20 protein-coding genes are annotated in these 26,115 nt (G+C 74.2%); 11 read left to right on the top strand and 9 right to left on the bottom strand.

Annotation, left to right across the window (positions count from 1 at the left end; all coding sequences use genetic code 11):
* Window positions 1-11: 11 nt before the first annotated feature.
* Genes ACN27A_RS31680 through ACN27A_RS31665 form a run of 4 tightly spaced genes read right to left on the bottom strand, consistent with a single transcriptional unit; the run spans window position 12 to window position 3,964 of the window.
* On the bottom strand, window positions 12-956 hold the full coding sequence (locus tag ACN27A_RS31680; protein WP_421458128.1) for an ABC transporter substrate-binding protein: 945 nt from the start codon (window positions 954-956) through the stop codon (window positions 12-14).
* The gene (locus tag ACN27A_RS31675; RefSeq protein ID WP_421458127.1) at window positions 956-1,804 is read right to left on the bottom strand and encodes an ABC transporter ATP-binding protein; all 849 of its coding nucleotides are present in this window, start codon (window positions 1,802-1,804) and stop codon (window positions 956-958) included. Before ACN27A_RS31675 ends, ACN27A_RS31680 begins: the two co-directional genes overlap by 1 nt.
* 25 nt (window positions 1,805-1,829) lie before the next feature.
* Entirely contained in the window at window positions 1,830-2,921 is a 1,092-nt protein-coding gene (locus tag ACN27A_RS31670) for a FecCD family ABC transporter permease (RefSeq protein ID WP_421458126.1), read from the bottom strand.
* Window positions 2,918-3,964, bottom strand: coding sequence for a FecCD family ABC transporter permease (locus ACN27A_RS31665; protein WP_421458125.1), 1,047 nt, complete (start codon window positions 3,962-3,964; stop codon window positions 2,918-2,920). Before ACN27A_RS31665 ends, ACN27A_RS31670 begins: the two co-directional genes overlap by 4 nt.
* 154 nt (window positions 3,965-4,118) lie before the next feature.
* On the opposite strand from ACN27A_RS31665, the gene ACN27A_RS31660 reads away from it, so the two are divergent.
* On the top strand, window positions 4,119-4,478 hold the full coding sequence (locus ACN27A_RS31660) for a YciI family protein (protein WP_311412870.1): 360 nt from the start codon (window positions 4,119-4,121) through the stop codon (window positions 4,476-4,478).
* A gap of 13 nt (window positions 4,479-4,491) precedes the next feature.
* On the opposite strand, the gene ACN27A_RS31655 is transcribed toward ACN27A_RS31660, so the two are convergent.
* Complete coding sequence (locus tag ACN27A_RS31655; protein WP_366639046.1) at window positions 4,492-4,926, bottom strand: cytidine deaminase; 435 nt, start codon at window positions 4,924-4,926, stop codon at window positions 4,492-4,494.
* A 174-nt stretch (window positions 4,927-5,100) separates the two neighbouring features.
* Here ACN27A_RS31655 and hrpA point away from each other — a divergent pair, with 174 nt between their 5' ends.
* The gene (gene hrpA, locus ACN27A_RS31650; RefSeq protein ID WP_421458124.1) at window positions 5,101-9,126 is read left to right on the top strand and encodes an ATP-dependent RNA helicase HrpA; all 4,026 of its coding nucleotides are present in this window, start codon (window positions 5,101-5,103) and stop codon (window positions 9,124-9,126) included.
* On the opposite strand, the gene ACN27A_RS31645 is transcribed toward hrpA, so the two are convergent.
* Window positions 9,093-10,433 (bottom strand): FAD-dependent oxidoreductase, encoded by a 1,341-nt coding sequence (locus ACN27A_RS31645; protein WP_421458123.1) that lies wholly within the window; start codon window positions 10,431-10,433, stop codon window positions 9,093-9,095. The genes hrpA and ACN27A_RS31645 overlap by 34 nt on opposite strands.
* 193 nt (window positions 10,434-10,626) lie before the next feature.
* A complete protein-coding gene (locus ACN27A_RS31640) occupies window positions 10,627-11,556 on the bottom strand; it encodes a LysR family transcriptional regulator (protein ID WP_421458122.1) in 930 nt (309 codons plus the stop codon).
* A gap of 77 nt (window positions 11,557-11,633) precedes the next feature.
* Between ACN27A_RS31640 and ACN27A_RS31635 the strand changes: the two genes are divergently transcribed.
* The 7 genes from ACN27A_RS31635 (at window position 11,634) to ACN27A_RS31605 (ending at window position 20,223) form a co-directional block, all read left to right on the top strand.
* A complete protein-coding gene (locus ACN27A_RS31635) occupies window positions 11,634-12,323 on the top strand; it encodes a succinate dehydrogenase cytochrome b subunit (RefSeq protein WP_421458121.1) in 690 nt (229 codons plus the stop codon).
* A 1-nt stretch (window position 12,324) separates the two neighbouring features.
* The gene (locus ACN27A_RS31630) at window positions 12,325-14,262 is read left to right on the top strand and encodes a fumarate reductase/succinate dehydrogenase flavoprotein subunit (RefSeq protein ID WP_151456381.1); all 1,938 of its coding nucleotides are present in this window, start codon (window positions 12,325-12,327) and stop codon (window positions 14,260-14,262) included.
* Complete coding sequence (locus tag ACN27A_RS31625; protein WP_132235856.1) at window positions 14,259-15,023, top strand: succinate dehydrogenase/fumarate reductase iron-sulfur subunit; 765 nt, start codon at window positions 14,259-14,261, stop codon at window positions 15,021-15,023. The genes ACN27A_RS31630 and ACN27A_RS31625 overlap by 4 nt, the downstream gene beginning before the upstream one ends.
* Window positions 15,024-15,753: 730 nt before the next feature.
* A complete protein-coding gene (locus ACN27A_RS31620; protein WP_421458120.1) occupies window positions 15,754-16,938 on the top strand; it encodes a zinc-dependent alcohol dehydrogenase in 1,185 nt (394 codons plus the stop codon).
* Window positions 16,935-17,879: an SDR family NAD(P)-dependent oxidoreductase gene (locus ACN27A_RS31615; protein ID WP_421458119.1), complete on the top strand. Its 945-nt coding sequence runs from the start codon at window positions 16,935-16,937 to the stop codon at window positions 17,877-17,879. Before ACN27A_RS31620 ends, ACN27A_RS31615 begins: the two co-directional genes overlap by 4 nt.
* Window positions 17,880-17,965: 86 nt before the next feature.
* Complete coding sequence (locus tag ACN27A_RS31610; RefSeq protein WP_421458118.1) at window positions 17,966-18,967, top strand: serine hydrolase; 1,002 nt, start codon at window positions 17,966-17,968, stop codon at window positions 18,965-18,967.
* Window positions 18,968-19,077: 110 nt separating this feature from the next.
* Entirely contained in the window at window positions 19,078-20,223 is a 1,146-nt protein-coding gene (locus ACN27A_RS31605; protein ID WP_421458117.1) for an MBL fold metallo-hydrolase, read from the top strand.
* 6 nt (window positions 20,224-20,229) lie between these two features.
* Here ACN27A_RS31605 and ACN27A_RS31600 read toward each other — a convergent pair whose 3' ends face one another.
* Entirely contained in the window at window positions 20,230-21,741 is a 1,512-nt protein-coding gene (locus tag ACN27A_RS31600; protein WP_421458116.1) for a deoxyguanosinetriphosphate triphosphohydrolase family protein, read from the bottom strand.
* 146 nt (window positions 21,742-21,887) lie between these two features.
* Between ACN27A_RS31600 and ACN27A_RS31595 the strand changes: the two genes are divergently transcribed.
* On the top strand, window positions 21,888-24,356 hold the full coding sequence (locus ACN27A_RS31595) for a Tex family protein (protein ID WP_421458115.1): 2,469 nt from the start codon (window positions 21,888-21,890) through the stop codon (window positions 24,354-24,356).
* 105 nt (window positions 24,357-24,461) lie between these two features.
* The gene (locus ACN27A_RS31590; RefSeq protein ID WP_421458114.1) at window positions 24,462-24,896 is read left to right on the top strand and encodes a hypothetical protein; all 435 of its coding nucleotides are present in this window, start codon (window positions 24,462-24,464) and stop codon (window positions 24,894-24,896) included.
* Window positions 24,897-24,973: 77 nt separating this feature from the next.
* Here ACN27A_RS31590 and ACN27A_RS31585 read toward each other — a convergent pair whose 3' ends face one another.
* On the bottom strand, window positions 24,974-25,933 hold the full coding sequence (locus tag ACN27A_RS31585) for a DUF389 domain-containing protein (RefSeq protein ID WP_421458113.1): 960 nt from the start codon (window positions 25,931-25,933) through the stop codon (window positions 24,974-24,976).
* Window positions 25,934-26,115 lie beyond the last annotated feature (182 nt).

The following is a 26,115-nucleotide window of genomic DNA, read 5'->3' as shown; positions in this document are numbered from 1 at the left end:
CGCGACACGGGTCAGGCGGTGAGGTACTTCGCCAGGTCGTCGAGGATCTTGTTGGCGGCGCCGATGCCGATGCCGGTCATCCAGATCTCGTCGGAGACGACGTGCGACTTGCCGGCCTTGACCGCCGACAGCCCCTTCCAGAGCGTCCCGCCGGTGACCTTGGCCTGCTCGGCGGCGGCCTTCTCGCCGTACGCGGTGACGAAGATGACGTCGCCGTCGACCTCGCCGATCCGCTCCGGGCTGACCCGGTCCATCCGCCGGTCCTCCTTGCCGGTGAGCTGCTGGCGCTCGGGGCGGCCCAGGCCGGTGTCGCCGATGACGATGCCGGAGAACGAGTCCGGCCCGTACACCCGGATCTCGGTCGGCATGAAGCGGACGATGGAGACCTTGCGGTCGGCCGCGTCGCCGAGCTTGCCGCCGAACTCCCTGGCCCGCGTCTCGTACGCGGCCAGCAGGTCCTTGGCCTGCTGCTCCTTGCCGAGCGCCGCGCCGTCGAAGAGGAAGTTCTCCTTCCAGGTGATGCCGACCTTCTCGGTGAAGACGGTCGGCGCGATGGCGGCCAGCTCGTCGTAGAACTTCTCCTGGCGGAACTTGCTGCCCAGGATCAGGTCCGGCTTGAGGGCGTTGATGGCCTCCAGGTCGGGCTCGGTGAGCACCCCGACCTCCTTGATGCCGGCGAGCTTCTCCTCGCCGAAGTAGGTCGGCCAGCTCTTCGCCTCGCCGGCGGTGGCGGCGCCGACCGGTGTGACGCCGAGTGTCAGGGCTGTGTCGATCTTGTCTGTGTCGAGCACGACGACCCGCTTGGGCTCCACCGGCACCTTGGTGGTGCCCATGGCGTGGACGATCTCCCGGGTCTGTCCGGTGGTGGTGTCGGCGACCGGGTCGCTCTCACCGCAGGCGGTGAGAGCGACGCCGAGGGCCAGCGCCGCGGTGAGGGCGGCGGCGAGACGACGCATCAGATTCCTTTCGAAGGGTGCGAGCCGGTCAGCGGCGTCGCCGCGTTCCCGACGGGCAGGCGGGTCAGGGAGGGACTGGTGAGCGCGGGCACCACCAGGGGCGCCCCGGTCACCGGGCAGGGCACGACCACGCAGTCGAGGCCGAAGACGTCCCGGACCAGGTCGGCGGTGAGGATCTCCCGGGGCGGCCCGGCGGCCACCACGGCACCGGAGCGCATGGCGATCAGGTGGTCGGCGTACCGGGCGGCCTGGTTGAGGTCGTGCAGTACGGCGACGACCGTCCGGCCCCGCTCGACGCGCAGCCGGTGCAGCAGGTCCAGCACCTCCACCTGGTGGGCGAGGTCGAGGAAGGTGGTGGGCTCGTCCAGCAGCAGCGCCTCGGTGTCCTGGGCGAGGGTCATGGCGATCCAGACACGCTGCCGCTGGCCCCCGGAGAGGGTGTCGACCGGCCGGTCCGCCAGCGCCGTCACGTCGGCGAGCGCCATGGCCCGGTCGACGGCGGCCCCGTCGGACTCCGACCACTGCCGCCACCACCGCTGGTACGGCTGCCGGCCCCGACCGACCAGGTCGGCGACGGTCACCCCCTCGGGCACCAGCGGGCTCTGCGGCAGCACGCCGAGGCGGCGGGCGACCTCGCGGGTCGGCAGGTCCCGGATGGCGGTGCCGTCCAGCAGTACGGCGCCGCGCCGGGGCGTGAGCAGGCGGGCGATGGTGCGCAGCAGGGTGGACTTGCCGCAGGCGTTCGGCCCGACGATCACCGTGAACGCGTCGCCGGGCAGCTCCAGGTCGAGCCCGTCCAGCACGGTCCGCTCGTCGTAGCCGGCGACCAGGTCGCGGGTGGAGAGCATCACGCCTCCTTGCCAGGGTGGGACATCACGAGGGCCGCCGCCGGCCGCGGAGCAGCAGGAAGATCAGGTACGGGCCACCAATGGCGGCGGTCAGCACCCCGGCGGGCAGCTGGGTGGGGGCGAACAGCCGCCGGCCACCCAGGTCGGCGAGCACCAGCAGCAGGGCCCCGAGCAACGCGGCGCACAGCAGCGGCGGGCGCTCGGCGCGGACCAGCCGCCGGGCCAGCTGCGGGGCGACGAGGGCCACGAAGTCCACCGCGCCCACCTGCGCGGTGACCATCGCGGCGGCCAGCACCCCCGTGCCGGCGAGGCCGACCCGGCGGGCCACCGGGCGCAGGCCGATCCCCCGGGCAGTGTCGTCGTCCAGGGCGGTGCTGTTCAGCGCCCAGCCGGCCCAGGCCAGCACCGGCAGGAGCGCGGCCAGGGTGAGGGCGATCCACAGGCTCTCGTTCCAGCCCTTGCCGGCGAGCGTGCCGATCAGCCAGATCTGCGCGCGCAGCCCGTCGATCGGGTCGGCGGTGAGCAGGACGACCTCGGTCAGGGCCCGCAGCGCGAAGGCGACCGCCACGCCGGCGAGCACGAACCGCTGGGCGGCCAGCCCGTGCCGGGCGCCGAGAAGGAACAGCAGCGCGGCGGCGACCAGCCCGCCGAGCAGCGCCGCCGGGGCCACGAGCACCGCCGCGGCGCCGGTCGTCAGGGCCACCGTCGCGGCGAGGCCGGCGCCCTGGGTGATGCCGACGACGTCGGGGCTGGCGAGCGGGTTGCGGGCCACGCTCTGGATCAGCGTGCCGGCCACCCCGAAGGCCGCGCCGGCCACCGCGGCCAGCACCAGCCGGGGCAGTCGCAGGTCGAGGACCACCAGGTCGTACGGGGTGCCGGCGCCGGAGAGGGCGCGCAGCACGTCGGCCGGGGCGACGTACGGGGTGCCCAGGGAGAGGCTGAGCACCCCCGCGGCGAGCAGCAGCACGACAAGCGCGGCGGCGACCAGCACGGAGCGGCGGCGGACCTGCACGCTGACCGGGCCGACCCGCACGAGCGACCGCCCCGGCAGCGCGGTGACGCCCACCCGGGGACGGCCCGCCGGCCGCCCGGCGGCGGGGGCGGCGGGGGCGCTCACGCCGTCACGACCTTCGCGCGGCGGACCAGGAAGGCCAGCAGCGGGGCGCCGATCAGCGCGGTGACGATGCCCGCGGGCACCTCCCCGGGCGGCGCGACGAGCCGCCCGACGACGTCGGCGCCGAGCAGCAGCGCGGGCCCGAGCAGCGCCGAGACCGCGAGGGTCCACCGGTGGTCGGCGCCGACCAGGGCGCGGGCCAGGTGCGGCACTGCGAGCCCCACGAACGCGATCGGCCCGGCGGCGGCGACGGCCGCCCCGGTGAGCAGCACCGCGGCGACGCCGCCGCCGATCCGGACCAGCCCGATCCGGTGCCCGAGGCCCCGGGCCACGTCGTCGCCGAGGGCGAGCGCGTCCAGGCCCCGCGCGACGAGGGCGGCCAGGACCAGCCCGGCGAGCACGAACGGCACCACCTGGGCGGCCACCGTGAGGTCCCGGCCGGTCAGCCCGCCGACCACCCAGAAGCGGTACTCCTCGAAGGTGCGGGCGTCCATGCTGAGCAGCGCGTACACCACGGAGGCGAGACTGGCGTCGAGGGCCGCGCCGACCAGCGCGAGGGTGACCGGGCTGGCGCCCTCGCGGGCCTTGGCCGCGACGGCGAAGACCAGCACGCCGGCCCCGAGCGCACCGGCGATGCCGAACCAGACGTACCCGGCGAGCGTGCCCACGCCGAAGACGGAGATGGCCAGCACCACGCCGAACGAGGCGCCGGCGCTGATGCCGAGGATCCGCGGTTCGGCCAGCGGGTTGCGGGTGAGGGCCTGGAAGAGGACACCGGCGACGGCGAGCGCCAGCCCGACGGCGAGGCCCAGTGCGGTGCGCGGCATCCGCAGTTCCCGCACGATCGTGGCGGCCTCGCCGCCGTCCGGGGCGACCAGCGCGCGCCACACCTCGTCGACGGCCAGCGCCCGGCTGCCGAGCGCGAAGCTCGCCAGCACGGCCAGCAGCAGCACCAGCGCGGCGGCGACCGTGACCGCGAGCCGACGCCCCCCACGCGCCCGGGGCCGGGTGCCGGCAGGTGCCGGGCGGGTGGCGAGGGTGGTCACGAGGCTCCTGCACGTTCGGGCTTAGGGTCGCCTAACCGTAGCGGAACGCCCTGGCCGGGCCTAACTCGCCGTCGTCGATCCGGGCGGCGCTGAGCAGGGCGGACAGCGCCGGATCCGGTCGGGCGGCGGCCCCGGCCGCCCTAGGGTTGTCAGCATGCGATTCGACCAGCACACCGTGGTGCTCCTGAGCCGGCCGACGGACGCGCCGCAGCTACCGCTGGACGCGGCCGACCGGTTGCAGGACGCCCACCTGGCCCACCACGCGGGGCTGGTGGAACAGGGGCTCGTCCTGGCCGCGGGGCCCTTCGTCGACGCCGACGACGAGCGGCTGCGCGGGTTCGTCGTGCTCTCCATCTCCCCGCAGGAGGCCCGAGAGCTCTACCACAACGACCCGGCCGTGCGGGCCGGGCGACTGGGCGTGCAGGTGATGAGCTGGATGGTGCCGGAGGGCATCGTGCGGTTCGAGAGCGTGCCGCTGCCCCGGTCGATCCTGGCGGCCGCCGCCGGCGACTGACGGCCCCGGGAGGTCAGTCGGCCGGTCGCGGCGCGGGGAGCGGGCCGGCGGGCCCGTCGAGCTGCTGGTCGGCCCAGACGTACGTCTCCGGCAGCAACTCGGCGACGTGCACCACGCGCAGCGCGTCCATCGGCCCGACGATGACCCGGACGGTGGGGAAGTAGTCGCGCAGCACCTGCCGGCAGCGCCCGCAGGGCGGGATCACCCCACGCCCCCGGTCGCCCACGGCGACGATCGTCTCCAGCTCGGTGACGCCCTGGGTGGCGGCGGCGCCGACGGCGACCACCTCGGCGCAGGGCCCACCGGTGAAGTGGTAGACGTTGACCCCGGTGAAGACCCGGCCGTCGGTGGTCCGCGCGGCGGCGGCGACCGTGTGGTTGTCGCTGCGGCAGCGCAGCTTGGCGACCGCCGTGGCGGCCTGCACCAGGGCCCGGTCGGTGTCCCGCATCGTCATTCCATCCCCCGCGGCCAAGGTCGGTCGGCGCCCCACTCTAGTCCGAGGCGGCACCGCCCCGCTTGCCCTGACGGGCGCCGCCGAGGGGCGTGTGCGCGGGCGGCCCGGGGCGGGGCGGCGGTAACCCGGGGGCGGTCCGGCCGTCGGCTGCCTATCCTTGGCGACGACATGCAGAATCCAGCCGCACCCGCCGCGACCGACCCCGTCCGCGAGCTGCACCGCCGCCTCCGTCCCCTGATGTTCCGCGACCAGCGCCGCCTGCAACGGCGCCTGGACGGGGTGCGCCGGCTGCGCGACCCGCAGCGCCGGGAGTCGGCGCTCGAGGAGATCGCCGCCGACGTGGCGCGGGCCGAGGCGGTGCTGGCGGGGCGGCGGGCCGCCGTGCCGGTGGTCACCTATCCGGCCCAGCTGCCGGTGAGCGAACGCAAGGACGACATCGCCGCCGCGATCCGCGACCACCAGGTGGTGATCGTGGCCGGCGAGACCGGCTCCGGCAAGACCACCCAGCTGCCGAAGATCTGCCTGGAGCTGGGGCGCGGGATCACCGGGCTGATCGGGCACACCCAGCCGCGCCGGCTGGCCGCGCGTACGGTGGCGGACCGGATCGCCGAGGAGCTCGGCACCGAGCTGGGCGACGTGGTCGGCTACAAGGTGCGCTTCAGCGACCAGGTGAGCGACCGCAGCCTGGTCAAGCTGATGACCGACGGCATCCTGCTCGCCGAGTTGCAGACCGACCGGATGCTGCGCCAGTACGACACGTTGATCATCGACGAGGCGCACGAGCGCAGCCTCAACATCGACTTCATCCTCGGCTACCTCCGGCAGCTCCTCCCCCGCCGCCCCGACCTCAAGGTGATCATCACCTCGGCGACCATCGAGACCGAGCGCTTCGCCCGGCACTTCGCGGGCCCGCCCACCGCGGACGAGCCCGACGGCGTACCGGCGCCGGTGGTCGAGGTCTCCGGGCGCACGTACCCGGTCGAGGTGCGCTACCGGCCGCTGGTCGAGGTGGCCGAGGGCGAGGACGACGGGGAGGACGAGGAGAACGTCCGCGACCAGGTCCAGGCCATCGGCGACGCCGTCGAGGAACTGGCGGCCGAGGGCCCCGGCGACGTCCTGGTCTTCCTCAGCGGCGAACGGGAGATCCGCGACACCGCCGACGCGCTGGGCAAGCTGGTGGAGAAGAGGCCGGCGCTGCGCGGCACCGAGATCCTGCCGCTCTACGCCCGGCTCTCCACCGCCGAGCAGCACCGGGTCTTCGCCCCGCACGCCGGGCGCCGGGTGGTGCTCGCGACCAACGTGGCGGAGACCTCGCTCACCGTGCCCGGCATCAAGTACGTGGTGGACCCGGGCACGGCCCGCATCTCCCGCTACAGCAGCCGGCTCAAGGTGCAGCGGCTGCCGATCGAGCCGGTCTCGCAGGCGTCGGCCAACCAGCGCAAGGGGCGCTGCGGGCGCACCTCGGACGGCATCTGCATCCGCCTCTACGACGAGCAGGACTTCCTGTCCCGCCCGGAGTTCACCGACCCGGAGATCCTGCGCACCAACCTCGCCTCGGTCATCCTCCAGATGACCTCGATCGGGCTCGGCGACGTCGCCGCGTTCCCGTTCATCGACCCGCCCGACCGGCGCAACGTCGCCGACGGCGTCAACCTGCTGCACGAGCTCGGCGCGCTGGACCCGGCCGAGGCAGACCCGGCGAAGCGGCTCACCCCGCTGGGCCGGCGGCTGGCCCAGCTCCCCGTCGATCCGCGGCTGGCCCGGATGGTCGTCGAGGGCGAGCGCAACGGCTGCGCCACCGAGGTGATGGTGATCGCCGCCGCGCTGTCCATCCAGGACCCGCGCGAGCGGCCCGCCGACAAGCAGGCCCAGGCCGACCAGGCGCACGCCCGGTTCACCGACCGCGAGTCGGACTTCGTGTCGCTGCTCAACCTGTGGCGGCACCTGCGCGAGCAGCAGCGCGAACTGTCGTCCAGCGCGTTCCGGCGGATGTGCAAGGCCGAATACCTCAACTACCTGCGCGTACGCGAGTGGCAGGACATCGTCAGCCAACTGCGCCAGGTGCTGCGTACCCCCGAAGAGGGACGAGCGACGCGCGACGGCGGCGGGCGCCGGGGCGGCGCGGACCTGCCGGAGGAGATCGACACCCCGAAGGTGCACCAGTCGCTGCTGCCCGGCCTGCTGTCGCACGTCGGGCTCAAGGACGCGCAGAAGCACGAGTACCTGGGCGCCCGGGGCGCGAAGTTCGCGCTCTTCCCCGGCTCGGCGCTGTTCAAGAAGCCGCCGCGCTGGGTGATGGCGGCCGAGCTGGTGGAGACCTCCCGCCTCTGGGGCCGGGTCGCCGGCCGGGTCGAACCCGAGTGGGTCGAACCGCTGGCCCAGCACCTGGTCAAGCGCAGCTACAGCGAGCCGCACTGGGAGAAGAAGCAGGCGGCCGTGATGGCCTACGAGAAGGTGACCCTCTACGGCATCCCGCTGGTCACCTCACGCAAGGTCAACTTCGGCCGGATCGACCCGGCGCTGTCCCGGGAGCTGTTCATCCGGCACGCCCTCGTCGAGGGCGACTGGCAGACCCACCACCACTTCTGGCGCGACAACCAGCGGCTGCTGGCGGAGATCGAGGAGCTGGAGCACCGCGCCCGGCGCCGCGACATCCTCGTCGACGACCAGACCGTCTTCGACTTCTACGACGCGCGCGTCCCGGCCGACGTGGTCTCCGGGCGGCACTTCGACGCCTGGTGGAAGAAGACCCGCCGGGAGCAGCCCGACCTGCTCACCTTCACCCGGGAGCTGCTGGTCAACGCCGGCCGCACCGGCGTGGACGAGGCCGACTATCCCGACGAGTGGTCCGCCGACGGGGTGACCCTGCCGCTGACCTACCGGTTCGAGCCGGGCACCCCGACCGACGGCGTGACAGTCGACATCCCGCTGCCGCTGCTCAACCAGGTGCCGGCGGAGAGCTTCGACTGGCAGGTGCCCGGGCTGCGCGAGGAACTCGTCGTCGCGCTCATCCGGTCGCTGCCCAAGGCGGTGCGCCGCAACTTCGTCCCGGTGCCGGACTACGCCCGCGCGGCGCTCGCCGCGATGCCGGCCGGTGAGGAGCCGCTGCTGGACGCGCTGACCCGGCAGCTGCGCCGGATGACCGGCGTCACCGTGCCCCGGGACGCGTGGGAGCCGGAGAAGCTGCCGCCGCACCTGCGCGTCCGTTTCCGGGTGCTCGACGAGGAGAACAAGCCGGTCGCCGAGGGCAAGGACCTGCCAGCCCTGCAACGCCAGCTCAAGGCGGAGGTACGCCAGGTCGTGGCCGCCGCCGCACCCGACGTGGCCCGTACCGGGCTGCGCGAGTGGAGCATCGGCGATCTTCCTCGCACCATCGAGCAGGTCCGTTCCGGCTACGCGGTGACCGCGTACCCGGCCCTGGTCGACGAGGGCGACACCGTCGGGGTGAAGGTCTTCGACTCCCCCGCCGAGCAGGAGGCCGCGCACTGGGCGGGCACGCGGCGGCTGCTGCGGCTGACCGTGCCGTCGCCGGCGAAGTTCCTCCAGGGGCGGCTGTCCAACGAGGCGAAGCTGGCGCTGAGCCGCAACCCGCACGGCGGCGTGCAGGAGCTGATCTCCGACGCGGCCGGGGCGGCCATCGACAAGCTGATCGGCGACGCGGGCGGCCCGGCCTGGGACGCCGAGGGCTTCGCCGCCCTGCGGGACAAGGTCCGGGCCGACCTGGTGGACACCGTGGTCGAGATCATGGACCGGGTGCGCCGGGTGCTCGCCGCCGCGTACGCGGTGGAGCAGCGCCTCGGCGCCACCCGGAACCTGGCGGTGGTGGCCGCGCTGGCCGACATCCGGGCCCAGCTGAACGGCCTGGTGCACAAGGGCTTCGTCACCGAGACCGGGTACGCGCGCCTGCCCGACCTGCTGCGCTACCTCACCGCGATCGAGCGGCGGCTGGACCGGCTGCCGGGCAACCCGCAGCGCGACAAGCAGCAGCAGGACCGGGTCGCGGTGGTGCAGAAGGAGTACCAGGAGATGCTCGCCGCGCTGCCGCCGGGGCGCCGGCAGTCGACGGCCGTCCGGCAGATCCGCTGGATGGTCGAGGAGCTGCGGGTGAACGTCTTCGCCCAGGCGCTGGGCACTCCGTACCCGGTGTCGGAGCAGCGGATCTACCGGGCGATGGACGAGGCCGAGGGCCGGTAGGGCGACCCGCGCAGCACCCGCAACAGCACCGGCGGGGAGAGCAGCCGCGTCGGCGGGTCGACGAGGTTCACCACCCGCAGGAACGCCGCGCCCAGCGCCGGGTCCCGGGTCGCCGCCTCGTGCAGCCGGCCCACGTACGCGTTGACCAGGCGTACCCGCGGCGAGCGGCGGCCGGGCACCTCGGGGAAGCGCAGGTCGGTGCCGACCGCGATGGACCACGGCCCGTCGATCAGCCGGGCCGCGCCCCGGAAGAACCGCCGGGCGAGCCGGTCGGACGGCCGCCGCAGCAGTCGGCGCAGCAACAGGGCCTCCAGCGCGGCCACCGTCATGCCCTGCCCGTAGACCGGGTTGAAGCTGCACACGGCGTCGGCCACCACCAGGTAGCCGGCCGGGAAGCGGCGCAGCCGCTCGTAGCGCCGCCGCACGCTGGCCGGGAACTTCATCGTCGCCGGTGGGCTCTCCGGCCGCGCCGTACGCAGCAGGTCGGCGATCTGCGGGGCGGCGAGGGTCTCGGCGAAGGCGGTCATCCCCTCGTCGTCGGCCGGCGGCTCCTCGCCGAGCATGCCGCTGAGCGCCACCGCGAACCGGCCCTGCTCCTGCACGGCGACGATGCCGCCCCGGGGCTGGCCGGGCACGGCGTTCGTGAGCGCGCCGAGCAGCCCCTCCAGGTGGTGCGGCTCCCGCCGGTAGGTGCGGGTGAGGTAGGTGACGCCGACCTTGACCCGCTCCTCCGGCGCCGGCCGGTAGCCCAGCTCGGCCAGCCACACCGGGCTGCGGGTGCCCCGGCCGCCGGCGTCGACGACGAGATCGGCGGTGACGGTGGTCGGGTCCCCGTCGCGGGGGCGCAGCCGTACGCCGGTGACCCGTGCCCGGTCGAGGGTGGTGGTCAGCCCCTCCACCTCGCAGCCCGCCACGATCCGCACCCCGGGCAGGGCGGACACCCGCTCCCGGACGACCTGCTCCAGCAGCGGCCGGCTGACCCCGAGGGCGAACAGCGGGGACGGCGCGCGCCGCATCCGGTGGCCGTTGTTGTACCAGTGGACCTGCTCGTGCAGGTCGACCGTGGGCACGCCCCGCGCGCTCAGCTCCGCCGAGATCCCGGGCAGCAGCTCCTCGAACGCCTGCCGGCCCCGGGTCAGCAGGACGTGCAACTGCCGCCCCTGCGGTACGCCCCGACGGCTCTCCGCCTGCTCGGGCAGCAGGTCACGGTCCACGAGGGTGACCCGCTCGTACGCCTCGGTGAGTGCGCAGGCGGTCAGCAGCCCGCCCATGCTCGCGCCGATCACCACGGCGCTGCCCGTTGCCATGCGGGCAGCGTAGGCGGGCCGGCGGGGCCCGGTCGTCTTCCGTCGTGCGCACCTGACGGCGTCGGCCGGCGCGGCCGGGCGGCGTGGGACCGGCGCGGTCCGGGCGGCGTGGGAGCGGCGCGGCCCGGCGGCCTGGGAGCGGCGCGGCCCGGCGGTGCGGAACCAGTGCGGCAGGGCGCGCGTGCCGGCGGGGTCAGAGGGGCTCGACGCCCGGCGGCAGATCCCCGCCGGTGGTGGCGTCGCGGACGTAGTCCAGCAGTATCCGGCGCAGCTCCCGGCCGGCGTGGGTGGGCACCACGTCGCGGCGCCGGGCGACCGCGATGGTCCGCCGGACGCCGGGTGGGGCCAGCCGGGTGACGCGCACGCCGGGGCGCCGGGCCACCACGATGCCGGGGACCAGCGCGACGCCCAGCCCGGCCTCGACGAAGCTCAGCACCGCGTCCATCTCGCCGCCGTCCACGGCGATGGTCGGCTCGAAGCCGGCCTCCCGGCAGGCCTGGAGGGTGGCGTCGCGCAGGTCGTAGCCCTCCCGGAACATCACCATCGGCTGGTCGCGCAGGTCCGCGACGCGCAGCTGCCCGGTCTCCGGGGCCACGGACAGCTCCTCGACGGAGGCGACCACCAGGCTCTCCCGCAGGATGGGGTCGGCGCGCAGCCCGGGGTCGGTGCCCTGGGCCGGCATGATGATCAGTGCCAGGTCGAGGTCGCCGCGGAGCAGGCCGCGGACCAGGTCCTGCGAGCCGCTCTCCTCCACCCGCAGGTCGATGGTGGGGTGGGCGTCGCGGAAGCGGCGCAGCACGGGCGGCGCGAGCGAGGTGGCGAGGCTGGGGGTGGCGCCGAGCCGGACCCGGCCACGGCGCAGGCCGACCAGCTCCTGCACCTCGCGGGTCGCGGTGTCGACGTCGGCGAGGATCCGCTTGGCCAGCGGCAGCAGCACCTCACCGGCCGCGGTGAGGGTGATGTTGCCCCTTACCCGCTCGAACAGCGGGGCGCCGAGGCCGTCCTCCAGGGCGTGAACTTGCTTACTCAACGAGGGCTGGGTGATGCCCACGATGTCGGCGGCTTGGGTGAAATGTCGTACTTCTGCCACCGCAACGAAGTACTTCAGCTGATGGAGCTGCATCTACATAGCCTATAGCTATGAAGACTGCGAGTTCGATGCATTGGACGACTGAATCAAGTGCTCCTAGCGTCGATCGCGTGGTAGTCACGAGAACTCGGTCGCCCATCCGCTCCAGCGTCGGCCTGAAGGCCGTCATGGCGGTGACGGGCATCATCCTGGTGCTGTTCCTCATCGCGCACATGCTCGGCAACCTGAAGATCTTCACGGGGGCGACCTCGTTCGACCACTACGCGCACTGGCTGCGCGAGATCGGCGCCCCGATCCTGCCCGGCGTGTGGTTCCTGTGGATCCTGCGGGTCGGCCTGCTGGTGTCGGTGCTCGGCCACATCTGGGCCGCGACCGCCCTCGCCGTGCGCGCCCGCGCCGCCCGCCCGGTGCAGTACGCGCACCGCAGGAAGGTCCAGGGCAGCTACGCGGCCCGCACCATGCGCTGGGGCGGCGTGATCATCCTGCTCTTCGTGATCTACCACATCCTGGACCTCACCACCGGCACGCTGAACCCGGTCGGCGACCCGAGCCGGCCGTACGCCAACGTGGTGGCCGACTTCGCCCCGGAGCGCTGGTACGTCACGCTCTTCTACACCCTGGCGGTCGTCACCCTCGGCTTCCACCTGCGGCACGGCCTGTTCAGCGCGCTGCGCAGCCTCGGCCAGCAGAGCCCGCGCGGCGAGCGGCGGGCCCGGGCCGTGGCGCTGGGCTTCGCCGTCGTGCTCTGCGCCGGCTACCTGGCGGTCCCGTTCGCCGTACTCACCGGATTGGTGTCCTGACATGGATCTCTACACCGAGGGCGACCCGATCGCCGACACCAAGGCTCCCGACGGCCCCATCGAGACCCGCTGGGAACGCCGCCGCTTCGAGGCCAAGCTGGTCAACCCGGCCAACCGCCGCAAGATGACCGTGATCGTGGTCGGCACCGGCCTGGCCGGCGGTTCGGCCGCCGCCACGCTGGGCGAGCAGGGCTACCGGGTCAAGACCTACTGCTACCAGGACAGCCCGCGCCGGGCGCACTCCATCGCCGCGCAGGGCGGCATCAACGCCGCCAAGAACTACCGCAACGACGGCGACTCGGTGCACCGGCTCTTCTACGACACCGTCAAGGGCGGCGACTTCCGCTCCCGGGAGTCCAACGTGCACCGGCTGGCCGAGGTCTCGGTCAACATCATCGACCAGTGCGTCGCCCAGGGCGTCCCGTTCGCCCGCGAATACGGCGGTCTGCTGGACACCCGCTCCTTCGGCGGCGCGCAGGTGCAGCGCACCTTCTACGCCCGGGGCCAGACGGGCCAGCAGCTGCTGCTCGGCGCGTACCAGGCGCTTGAGCGGCAGATCGGCCTCGGCAACGTGGAGATGAACACCCGGCACGAGATGCTGGAGCTGATCGTCGTCGACGGCAAGGCCCGCGGCATCGTCGTCCGGGACATGGTCACCGGCGAGATCACCACCGAGTTCGCGGACGCCGTCGTGCTCGCCTCCGGCGGCTACGGCAACGTCTTCTACCTCTCCACCAACGCCAAGGGCTGCAACGTCACCGCCACCTGGCGGGCCCACCGCAAGGGCGCGTACTTCGCCAACCCCTGCTACACGCAGATCCACCCGACCTGCATCCCGGTCTCCGGCGACCACCAGTCGAAGCTGACCCTGATGAGCGAGTCGCTGCGCAACGACGGCCGGGTCTGGGTGCCCAGGACCAAGGGCGACACCCGCAGTCCGCGGGAGATCCCCGAGGACGAGCGGGACTACTACCTGGAGCGGATCTACCCCTCCTTCGGCAACCTCGTCCCCCGCGACATCGCGTCGCGCGCCGCGAAGAACGTCTGCGACGAGGGGCGCGGCGTCGGCCAGACGGGGCTCGGCGTCTACCTCGACTTCTCCGACGCGATCGACCGGCTCGGCCGCAAGGCCATCGAGGCCAAGTACGGCAACCTCTTCGAGATGTACGAGCGGATCACCGGCGAGGACCCGTACGAGGTGCCGATGCGCATCTACCCCGCCGTGCACTACACGATGGGCGGCCTCTGGGTCGACTACGACCTCCAGTCGTCCATCCCGGGCCTGTTCGTGATCGGCGAGGCCAACTTCTCCGACCACGGCGCGAACCGGCTCGGCGCCTCGGCGCTGATGCAGGGCCTGGCCGACGGCTACTTCGTGCTGCCCAACACCGTCGCCCACTACCTGGCGTCCGGCCCGTTCGAGAAGGTCGACGCCACGCACCCGGCGGCCGTGCAGGCCCGCGCCGACGTCGAGGACCGGATCCAGCGGCTGCTGGCCGTCGACGGCGACCGGACCGTGGACTCGTTCCACCGCGAGCTGGGCCAGATCATGTGGGAGCACTGCGGCATGGAGCGCAGCGAGGCCGGGCTGCGCAAGGCGATCGACGAGATCCGTGCCCTGCGCGAGCAGTTCTGGCAGCGGGTCCGGGTGCCGGGCACCGGCGAGGGGCTCAACCAGTCGCTGGAGAAGGCCGGCCGGGTGGCCGACTTCTTCGAGCTGGCGGAGCTGATGTGCATCGACGCCCTGCACCGCGAGGAGTCCTGCGGCGGTCACTTCCGGGCCGAGCACCAGACGCCCGACGGTGAGGCCGAGCGCGACGACGACCGCTTCGCGTACGTGGCGGCCTGGGAGTTCACCGCCACCGGCGAGCCCTCGGTGCTGCACAAGGAAGACCTGAACTTCGAATACGTCCACCCCACGCAGCGGAGCTACAAGTGAACCTGACCCTGCGCATCTGGCGCCAGTCCGGCCCCGAGGACAAGGGTCGGATGGTGACCTACAAGGTCGACGACGTCTCCCCGGACATGTCGTTCCTGGAGATGCTCGACGTCCTCAACGAGCGGCTGATCCTCGCCGGCGAGGAGCCGGTGGCCTTCGACCACGACTGTCGCGAGGGCATCTGCGGCATGTGCGGCCTGATGATCAACGGCGACGCGCACGGGCCGCAGCGCGGCACCACCGCCTGCCAGCTGCACATGCGGCAGTTCTCCGACGGCGAGACGATCGACATCGAGCCGTGGCGGGCCCGGGCCTTCCCGGTCATCAAGGACCTGGTGGTCAACCGGGGCGCCTTCGACAAGATCATCGCGGCCGGCGGCTACATCACCGCGCCGACCGGCAGCGCCCCCGAGGCGCACTCGACCCCGGTCGCCAAGGCCAACGCGGACGCCGCCTTCGAGGCGGCGGAGTGCATCGGCTGCGGTGCCTGCGTGGCGGCCTGCCCGAACGGCTCCGCCATGCTCTTCACCGCCGCGAAGGTCACCCAGCTCTCGCTGCTGCCGCAGGGCCAGCCGGAGCGCTACACCCGGGTCATCGGCATGGTCGACGCGCACGACGAGGCCGGCTTCGGCGGCTGCACCAACGCCGGTGAGTGCACCGTGGTCTGCCCGAAGGGCATCCCGCTGAACACCATCGGCCGGCTCAACCGCGACTTCCTGATGGCCACCTCGAAGCGGGGCGACAACACCCCCGGTTCCTGAGGACACCAGCCTGAGGACACCAGCCTGACGACACCCGGGCGGACTGGACGGGCGGGCCGCCGCACCCACGCGGGTGTGGCGGCCCGCCCGCGTTCCGGTAGGGGCCCCGTCAGCCGGTGTACGCCCTGTCGGCCCCACGCCACGCCCCGGGTGACGTCCCTCGACGGCCCCTGTCGAGCTGCCCCGTCCGTGAGACCGGCCGTCACCGGCGGCGCGCGACGTGGAGGGCGGACGTCCCCCGTACCGACGGCACCCGCACGCTCCCCGCATCCCCACGCTCGCCGGCCGTCGTCAGTCCCCGCACGCCGTCCGTCACCGGCCGGTCGCTCTCTCCACGGGTCGCGGTCCGCGCCGCCATGTCCCGGTTCCCGCCCGCCCATCCCGCCGGGCGGTTTCCCGACCGACGCACCGCCTGCGCCACTCAACGGGCCGCCCCACGCCACGAGGCAGCTCGGCTTCGGTTCCCGCCCACCCAACCGCCGGGCGACTCCCCGACCGACGCGCCGCCTGTGCCACCCAACGGGCCGCCCCACCCCACGGGGCAGCTCGACAGCGCCCACGCGACACGCCCTGGCTCGGAGGGCCGACGGGCCTCGCGGGCCGAACGGAAGGCGCGGCGCGGCCCCAGCGCGCGGTACCACCACGTGAACGCCGCCGGGTGGGCCGCCGGTTCAAGTCGCCGGGGGCGGGTAGCAACCCCGGGGACGGCACGAGGAGGGGACGACGGGACATGAAGGCACTGACCTGGCAGGGCAAGCGGGACGTACGGGTGGAGGAGGTGCCCGATCCGCGGATCGAGGAGCCGACCGACGCCGTCGTCCGGATCACCTCGACCGCGATCTGCGGCTCCGACCTGCACCTGTACGAGGTGCTCGGGCCGTACCTGAAGCCCGGCGACGTCCTCGGCCACGAGCCGATGGGCATCGTCGAGGAGGTGGGCGCCGGGGTGACCCGGCTCAAGCCGGGCGACCGGGTGGTGGTGCCGTTCAACATCTCCTGCGGCTCCTGCTGGATGTGCGACCGGCAGCTGTACGCGCAGTGCGAGACCACCCAGGTGACGGCCGAGGGCAAGGGCGCCGCGCTGTTCGGCTACACGTCGCTCTACGGCTCGGTGCCCGGCGGGCAGGCGGAGTACCTGCGGGTGCCGCACGCCCAGTTCGGCCCGATCAAGGTGCCCGACACCGGGCCCGACGAGCGTTGGCTCTACCTCTCCGACATCCTGCCGACCGCCTGGCAGGCGGTGAAGTACGCCGACACCCCACGCGGCGGCACCCTCGCCGTCTTCGGGCTCGGGCCGGTCGGCCAGCTCTGCGCCCGCATCGGCCGACACCTCGGCGCGGACCGGGTCATCGGGCTGGACCTGGTGCCGGAGCGGTTGGCGATGGCCCGCCGGCACGGCATCGAGGTGCTCGACGTCAGCCAACTGGACGACGTGCCCAGCGCGCTGATCGACCTCGTCGACGGGCGCGGCCCCGACGCCGTCATCGACGCGGTGGGCATGGAGGCCCACGGCGCGCCCCTCGGCAAGCTCGCCCAGACCGCCGCCGGGCTGCTGCCGGACAAGCTCGCCCAGACCATGACCGACAAGGCGGGCGTCGACCGGCTGGTCGTGCTCAAGGCCGCGCTCAAGGCCGTCCGGCGGGGCGGCACGGTCTCCATCTCCGGCGTCTACGGCGGCGAGGTCGACCCGATGCCGCTGATGGAGATGTTCGACCGGGGCGTCCAGCTGCGGATGGGGCAGTGCCACGTGCGCCGGTGGACCGACGAGATCATCCCGCTGCTCTCCGGCGACGACGACCCGCTGGGCGTGGAGGACCTGCGGACCCACCGGGTGCCGCTGGTGGAGGCGCCGCAGGCGTACGAGATGTTCCAGAAGAAGGAGGACGGCTGCGTCAAGGTCGTGCTCGCACCGTGACCCGGACGGTGGTCGTGACCGGCGCGACCAGCGGGATCGGCCGGGCGGCGGCCCGGGCCTTCGCGGCACGCGGGGACCGCCTCGTGCTCGCCGCCCGCTCCCCCGCCGCCCTCGCCGCGGTGCGCGACGAGTGCCAGGCGGCGGGCGCGCAGGTGCTCCAGGTGCCCACCGACATCACCGCCGACGGCGCGCTGACGGCGCTCGCCGACGCGGCCCTCGACCGCTTCGGCGGCATCGACGTCTGGGTGCACACGGCGGCGGTGATGGCGTACGGCCGGTTCGAGGAGACCCCGGAGCGGGTCTTCGAGCAGGTGGTGCGCACCGATCTGCTCGCCGCCGCCGCGGTCGCCCGGGTGGCGCTGCGCCGCTTCTCGGCGGACGGCGGGGGAACGCTGATCCTCACCGGGTCGGTGCTCGGCCACATCACCGCGCCCTACATGAGCGGCTACGTGGCGAGCAAGTGGGGATTGCAGGGGTTGACCCGCACCCTGCAACAGGAGGCCCGGGAGACCCCGGGGGTGCACGTCTGCATCGTCAACCCGGGCAGTGTGGACACCCCGGTCTACCAGCGGGCCGCGAACTACCTCGGCCGGACCGGCCGGCCCCCGCCGCCCGTCACCACCCCGGAGCGGGTGGCGCGGGCCATCGTGGACTGCGCCGACCGGCCCCGCCGGGAGGTGTCGGTGGGCCGGGTCAACCTGGTCATGCGGGTCGGCTTCACCATGCTGCCGGGCGTCTACGACGCCCTCGTCGGGCCGTTGATGCGACTGCTCGGGCTGACCGACCGGCCGGTCGCACCGCACGACGGCACGGTGTTCGCGCCGGACCCGGCCGCCGCGTCGGTGCGCGGCGGCTGGCTGCCCGACCTCCAGCGGGTGGCGCGGGCCGTCGGGGAACTGCCCGGCCCGGTCGTGGCGGCCGTCCGGCGCCGGCTGCCGTGAGCGCCGCGCGGGATCACCGGCGTCGATCGTTTCGCCTAGGGTGGTGGGCTGGCCCACCACGACGGGAGAGACGATTGACTATCCGGGTGAACCGCAGGACCGCGCTGGGACTGGGCACGGTGGCCACGGCGGGAACGGTGCTCGGCGCCGCCGCGCCGGCGTCCGCCGCCCCCGAGGTCGCCGAACCGGCTCCGGCGACGCCCGGGCAGGCCGCCCGCCGGGTGGCCGCGATCTACGAGCGGCAGACGGTGGCAGCGGGCGGCAACTGGCAGGCGTACGTCAGCGTCGCCGACCCGGCCGGCGCCCCGGTGGTGGCCGTGTCCGACGAGCCGGACCGGCGCATCGAGGCGTACAGCGTCAACAAGATCGCGGTCGCCGTGGCGGTGCTCGACAAGGTCGACCGGGGACTGCTGACGCTCGACCAGCGGGTCGAGGTGACCGAGGCGATCGTGGTGCCCGGCGGGGACGGCATGTTCAGCCTCGACGGGGCGTACCCGAGCTTCGTGACGCTCGGGCACGTGCTGGCCAACCTGCTGACCGTCTCCGACGACACGGCCGTACGACTGTGCGGCCTGGTCTGCCCGGCCGCCGAGCTCAACGCGATCCTGCGCGGCAAGGGCTTCCCGAACACGCAGGTGCAGCCCGTCGCCAACCCCAACCGGTTCTTCCTCGGCACCAGCACCCCCCGGGAGACCCACGACCTGCTGCGCGCGCTGGTGGCCGGCACGCTGCTCTCGCCGGCCGGCACGGCGTTCGTGCTGCGGCTGCTGCGCGCTCCCGTCGCGTACACCGACGGGATCCGGCGGGTCATGTCCTCGACCGAGCGGGCCCGCGTCGCCACGAAGGCCGGCTGGTTCGCCGACGCCCGGCACGAGGCCGGGGTGATCTTCGACACGGCGGGCGCGCCCGTGCTGACGTACGCCCTCTTCGCCGACGGGCAGGCCGAGCCGGCCGACTACGGCGCGACGCACCCCGCCGTCGAGGCCCGCGCCCGGATGGGCCGGCGCTTCCTGGCCTCGGTGGACCGCCTCACCGGCACCGGCGTCACCCACCGGCCGACCGCCCAACGGCCCAGCAACGGCGGCTGAGCCGCCCCGCGACGTGCGGGGCCCGCCGTCCCGGCGGGCCCCGCCGACCTTCCGCCGGTCCCATGGTGACCGGGCTACCGTGTACGACGGGACACGGCGGAGGGACGACGATGGGCGCAGCACCGGAACGCGCGGGACCCGACCGGGCACTCGGGCGGCGGCTACGCGGGGCGGCCGGGCTGGCCGCGCTCGCCGGGCTCGCGTGGGTGGCCCGGGACGTGCCGGCGGCGCTCGGCGGCCGGCTCACCGGCGCCCGCGCGGAGCGGGCCGCCCGCTCGCCCCGGTTCCACGACGGCGTCTTCCGCAATCCGGGCGGCTCCCGCTCGATGGCCGGCGCCCCCGACCGCAACCTCGTCCGTGAGCTGATCTTCGGCAAGCAGAAGCGCCGGCCGAGCGTCGCCGTGCCGCTGTCGCGTCCGGGCGCCGCCCCGGCCACCGACGCCGGGCGTGAGCTGAACGTCGTCTGGTACGGCCACGCCTCCGCGCTGATCGAGATCGAGGGCCGCCGGGTGCTGCTCGACCCGGTGTGGAGCGACCGGTGCTCCCCGTCGAGCCTGGTCGGCCCGCGCCGCCTGCACCAGCCGCCGGTACGCCTCGACGAACTGCCCCCGGTGGACGCGATCCTGATCTCGCACGACCACTACGACCACCTCGACATGGCGACCGTCCACGCGCTGACCGCCCTACAGTCGGCGCCGTTCCTGGTGCCCCTGGGCGTGGGCGCGCACCTGGACCGGTGGGGCGTACCGGCCGGGCGGATCGTCGAGCTGGACTGGGAGGAGAGCCACCGCGTGGCGGGGCTGGAGATCACGGCCACCGCCGCACAGCACTTCTCCGGCCGGGGGCTGCGCCGCGACGGGACGCTCTGGAGCTCCTGGGTGGTCGCCGGCGCGCACCGCAAGGTCTTCTACACCGGCGACTCCGGCTACTTCGACGGCTACGCCGAGATCGGCGAGCGGCACGGGCCGTTCGACGTCACGCTCATGCAGATCGGGGCGTACGACCGGGCCTGGCCGAGCATCCACATGTTCCCCGAGGAGGCCGTCGCCGCCCACCTCGACCTGCGCGGCGGGCTGCTCCTACCGGTGCACTGGGCGACGTTCAACCTCGCCCTGCACGACTGGTCCGAGCCGGTGGACCGGATCTGGGCCGAGGCGAAGGCCCGGGACGTACGGCTGGCCGTGCCCCGCCCCGGCGAACGCGTGGTGGTGGACGACCCGCCGGCCGTCGACGGCTGGTGGCAGGCCGTCGCCTGAGCGCCCTCAGAGGACGAAGGCGTCGGTCCAGAGCGCCCCGGAGCGGCCCGACAGGGCGTCCAGCATGGCGACCGCCTGGCCGTCGGTGAGCTGGGCGACGAAGTCGACGATCGCCCGCCCGCGGGCCTTGCCGATCCGGTCCGGCGTACGCGGGTGCAGCTCCGCCTCGGCCAGCTCCACGAGGTCGTGCAGGCGGCGCGGCAGCCGGGACTCCTCCTCGGGGTCGAGCAGCCACTCCAGCAGCGCCTCCACCAGGGTGCCCAGCAGCCGGGCCTGCCCGCGCTGGTGCAGGGCCAGGTCCGGCCGGGCCAGCACGAACCGGTGGTGGACGAACTTGAGCACCTGCACCTCGTGCCACTGCGCGGGGGCGAGCAGCACGTGACCGGAGCGGACCGCCGGCTGCTCGACGACGGTGATCGCGTCGACGAAGCGGGTCGTCCACCGGGCGGAGAACCGGGCCACGTACTGCTCGGCCTCGATGGAGCCGTCGAAGGGCATGGCGAGCAGCCCCTCCACCAACTCCTCGCGGACGTGCTCGACGGCGGCGGCGAACGCCTCGTCGTCGGCGATCCAGGCGTCCTTGCGGTGCAGTTGCCGGCGCAGCCGCTCGATCGCCGAGCCGGGCCGGCGGGCGGCGGCGGCCAGGGCCGCGTCGGTGATGGCCCGGAAGTGCCCGCTCTCGCGCTGCCAGGCCATCAGCTCGGCGGCCACCGCGCCCTGCTGGAGCACCCCGACCCGGTAGAAGTCCTCCACGTCGTGGATCGCGTACGCGACGTCGTCGGCGGTGTCCATGATCGACGCCTCGGGGGTCTGCTGCCAGTCCGGGATGCGCCCCACGAACGGCTCCCGGGCCTGCCGCAGGTCGCCGAGCTCGGTCCGGTACGCCCCGAACTTCGACGAGCCGCTGTCCGGGTCGTCCGGCGGCGGGGTGGCGCCGCGCGGCGGCGGGTCCAGCAGCCGGGGGTGCGGATCGGGATGGTCCAGCCGCGTCCACGGATACTTCAGCAGGGCCGCCCGCACCGCCGCCGTGAGGTCGAGGCCGGTGGTCGCCGCGCCGCGGATCTCGGTGCTGGTGACGATCCGGTACGACTGGGCGTTGCCCTCGAACCCGTCGGTCAACCCGAGCCGCTGCCGGGCCAGCCGGTCCAGCACCCGCTCCCCCAGGTGCCCGAACGGCGGGTGGCCGAGGTCGTGCGCGAGCGCGGCGGCCTCCACCACGTCCGGGTCGCAGCCGCCCAACTTCTCCAGCAGGTCGCGGTGCGCCTCGTCGGCGGTGAGCCGCTCGGCGATGGCACGCGCCACCTGCGCCACCTTGAGGCTGTGGGTCAGCCGGTTGTGCACGAGCAGGCCGGAGCCGCCGGGGCTGACCACCTGGGTCACGCCGTTGAGCCGGGCGAAGAACGGTGAGGCGACGATGCGGTCGCGGTCGGCCCGGAACGGGCTGGTGGCGAGGTCGCCGAGCGCCCGGGCGCTGCCGCCGAAGAGCCGCCGGGCGCGCGGGTCCACGGGATTTTCCATGATCGCCACGCTAGCGCAGCGGGCGGCGTCGCGGGCGGGCGGTGCGAGGAAGGGCGGGGCGGCACGCCGGGGCGGGGGCGGCGACGGGCGTCGGTGCGGGCCGGCACAATGCAGGGCGGAACCCACACCGAAGGCGGATCGAGATCGTGACCCTCTCTGTTCATCAGCGGATCGCCGACGAGCTCGGCGTCGCCGAGCGTCAGGTACGGGCGGCCGTGGAGCTGCTCGACGGCGGTGCGACCGTGCCGTTCATCGCCCGCTACCGCAAGGAGGCCACCGGCCTGCTCGACGACACCCAGCTGCGCACCCTGGAGGAGCGGCTGCGCTACCTGCGCGAGCTGGACGAGCGGCGCGCGGCGGTGCTGGAGTCGATCCGTGGCCAGGGCAAGCTCGACGAGGCCCTGGAAGCGCAGATCATGGCGGCCGACTCGAAGTCCCGCCTGGAGGACATCTACCTGCCGTACAAGCCCAAGCGCCGCACGCGGGCGCAGATCGCCCGCGAGGCCGGGCTGGAGCCGCTCGCCGAGTCGCTGCTGGCCGACCCGGGGCAGGACCCGCGCCAGGCCGCCGCCGGCTTCGTGGACGCGGAGAAGGGCGTGGCCGATGCCGCCGCCGCCCTGGAGGGCGCCCGCGCGATCCTCATCGAGCGCTTCGCCGAGGACGCCGACCTGATCGGCACGCTGCGCGAGCAGATGTGGTCGCGGGGCCGGCTGGCTTCCCGGGTACGCGACGGGCAGGAGTCGGCCGGCGCGAAGTTCGCCGACTACTTCGACTTCGCCGAGCCGTACCCGAAGCTGCCCTCGCACCGGATCCTGGCCATGTTCCGGGGCGAGAAGGAGGGCGTACTCGACCTGACCATGGAGCCCGAGGAGGCCGGCGAGGCCGACGCGGTGGTCACCGGGCCGAGCCGCTACGAGGCGGCGATCGCCGGGCGGTTCGGCATCACCGACCAGGGCCGGCCGGCGGACCGTTGGCTGGCCGACACGGTGCGCTGGGCCTGGCGTACGCGGATCCTCATCCACCTCGGGGCGGACCTGCGGATGCGGCTGTGGCAGGCGGCCGAGGAGGAGGCGGTGCGGGTCTTCGCGACCAACCTGCGTGACCTGCTGCTCGCCGCGCCGGCCGGCACCCGACCCACCATGGGGCTGGACCCGGGCCTGCGTACCGGTGTGAAGGTCGCCGTGGTGGACGCCACCGGCAAGGTGGTCGCCACCGACACGATCTACCCGCACGAGCCGCGCCGGCAGTGGGACGCCTCGATCGAGACCCTCGCCCGGCTGGCCGGGGCGCACGGCGTCGAGCTGGTCGCCATCGGCAACGGCACCGCCAGCCGGGAGACCGACAAGCTCGCCGGCGAGCTGATCAAGCGGTACCCGCAGCTCAACCTGACCAAGGTGGTGGTCTCCGAGGCCGGCGCGTCGGTCTACTCCGCCTCCGCGTACGCCTCCCAGGAGCTGCCCGGGCTGGACGTCTCGCTGCGCGGCGCGGTCTCCATCGCGCGCCGCCTGCAGGACCCGCTCGCCGAGCTGGTGAAGATCGACCCGCGCTCGATCGGGGTCGGCCAGTACCAGCACGACCTGTCGGAGGTGAAGCTGTCCCGGTCGCTGGACGCGGTGGTGGAGGACTGCGTCAACGCGGTCGGCGTCGACGTCAACACGGCCTCCGCGCCGCTGCTGACCCGGGTCTCGGGCATCGGCGCCGGGCTGGCGGAGAACATCGTGCTGCACCGCGACGCGAACGGTCCGTTCCGCACCCGCTCGGAGCTGAAGAAGGTCGCCCGGCTCGGGCCGAAGGCCTTCGAGCAGTGCGCCGGCTTCCTGCGTATCCCCGGCGGCGACGACCCGCTGGACTCCTCCAGCGTGCACCCCGAGGCGTACCCGGTGGTCCGCCGGATCCTGTCCACCACGGGGCAGGACCTGCGGTCGCTGATCGGCAGGAGCGCCATCCTGCGAGGGCTGCGGGCCACCGACTTCGTCGACGACACCTTCGGCCTGCCCACCGTCACCGACATCCTCGCCGAGCTGGAGAAGCCGGGCCGCGACCCGCGGCCGGAGTTCCGCACCGCCACCTTCGTCGAGGGGGTGGAGAAGATCGGCGACCTGGTCCCGGGCATGGTGCTGGAGGGCGTGGTGACCAACGTGGCCGCGTTCGGCGCGTTCGTGGACGTCGGCGTGCACCAGGACGGGCTGGTGCACGTCTCGGCGATGTCCCGGACGTTCGTGAAGGACCCGCGCGAGGTGGTCAAGTCCGGCGACGTGGTCCGGGTCAAGGTGCTCGACGTCGACGTGCCCCGCAAGCGGATCTCGCTCACCCTCCGGCTGGAGGACGACGCAGAGGCGGGCGCCGGACGCGGCGGCCCGGACGGCGGGCGCCGCGACCGTGGCGGTCAGGGCGGACCGCGCGGCGACCGGGGCGCCGCGCGGGGCGGGCAGGGCGGCCAGCCCGGCCAGGGCGGTGGACGCGGTGACCGGGGCGCGCAGGGCGGCGGGCGCGGCGGTCAGTCCGGGCAGGGCGGCGGGCGAGGCGGGGCGCAACGGCAGGGCCGTGGCGGAGCGGGACCCGCGCCGGCCAACGACGCCATGGCGGACGCGCTGCGCCGGGCCGGACTGGCCTGACGCCACGCCGGCCCACGAGCGACCCCCACCGACCGGACACCGAATCCCACGGTGACGGGCGGTGGGGCTGTCCGGTGGTGGGCGGTGGGGCGTACCGTCGCGTTCGTGGATGTGGGCGACGGCCTGGAGTGGCGGGAGCGGCAGCAGCGGGCGGTGCGGGCGCACGCGGCGGCCGACGAACGCCGGCGGGCGGCCGAGCGCACCGAGGCGGCGGAGCTGGTCGGTTGGTTCGTCGCCGAGGCGACCCGGCGCGGGCTGCCCACGGAACGGCTCACGGCCCGGGGGCTCGACGGGCGCGGCAGCTACCGGACGGGGCTGCGCGGCTGGTACGTCGACCGGGCCCGCACCCGGGCCGTCGACGTCGACGGGCGGTTCCACCTGCTGACCGTGGCCGGCGGACCGCGCGCCCTGCTGTTCGGAGTCGAGCCCCAGCCGAGTCCGCCGCCGCTCGTGGTCGGCGCGGGCGGTCGCGACGGCGAGTCGATCCCGCTGCGCACGCTGCTGGAGCGCCGGTTGGAGGCGGGCGGCGCGACGCCCTGAGCGGGGCGCGGTGTTCGGAGCAGCGCGTGGGGGCAGGCCTCCGGGCTGGGCGCGGGCGGCCCGGCGGCCCAGGCGGGTCAGCGGATGACGCCGCCCGGTCGGCGGAGCCGGCGCCGCCGGCCCAGGTGCCACCACCAGGCCTGCTGCACCAGCAGGGTGGCCAGGCCGGCGAGCAGGATCGCGCAGAGGTTGATCACCAGTTGGAGCGCCGAGCCGGACGCCTCGTGCCAGACCCCGTAGGCGACGGCGACGGCCGCGTTGGCGGCGGCCGGCACGGTGGTCACCGAGATGAGCACGCCGACCAGGCTGCCGGACTTCTTCGAGGTCAGGGAGAGCATGCCGGCGACTCCTGCCAGCAGGCCGACCACCCAGGACAGCGCGTCGGGCCGCCAGATGAAGTCGGTCAGGGGGCGTTCGGACTCCAGCATCCCGCGCTCGACCAGCCCCACCGCGTCCAGGCCCCAGGTGCTGAGGACGGTGACCACCATCGCGGCGAGGAAGCCGACCACCAGGGCCTGCACCGACCGGCCGATGACCGGCAGGTCGCGGCGCAGCAGCGCCACGCAGAGCGCCGCCAGGGGGCCGAACTCGGGGCCGACGACCATCGCGCCGACGATGAGGATCGGCTGGTCGAGCAGGACGCCGACGCCGGCGAGCATGGTGGCGACGGTGATCAGCACGAGGTAGGTGGCGGAGAGCTCCGTCTGCTCGCCGGTCTTGGCGGCGATCTCGTCCCAGACCACCGCGTCCGCCCCGCTGCCCGGCGCCTTCCGGGCCGCCCGGTCGGCCGCCGATGAGATGGCCAGCTCGACGTCGTCGGCCGAGATGGCGCCGCGCTCCTCCACACCGAGGCGCCGCAGCCCGGCCAGCACGTTGTCGGCGCTCTCCCGGACCACGTCGCAGAGGATGAGGTCGCCCGCCGGCTGACGGGCGGCGCCGGGGAGCACCGCCAGGTGGGTCACTCCGGGATCGGCGGCCAGCAGGTCCGCCACGGCCGAGGACTGGTCCGGCGGCGCGATCACCCTCAGATGCAGCACCGGATCTCCCCCGTGTCGTCGACCGTCGGCACTCTACTGCCGGCGCGCTCGCGTCGGGAAGCACGTCTTTCCGCGTCCGGCCGCGTCCTGACGGGCCGTTGCGCGGTTGACCTGTCGGGAACGGCGCGAGTGTCGCCATTTCGCACCACTGGCGCGTTCGCCCCTGTTAGAACGTGTTTGTC

This window comes from Micromonospora sp. WMMD737, from assembly GCF_049179055.1.
Lineage (GTDB): Bacteria > Actinomycetota > Actinomycetes > Mycobacteriales > Micromonosporaceae > Micromonospora > Micromonospora reichwaldensis.
The sequence above is the reverse complement of the archived record's forward strand: the minus strand, read 5'-3'. Positions and strand labels throughout refer to the sequence as shown.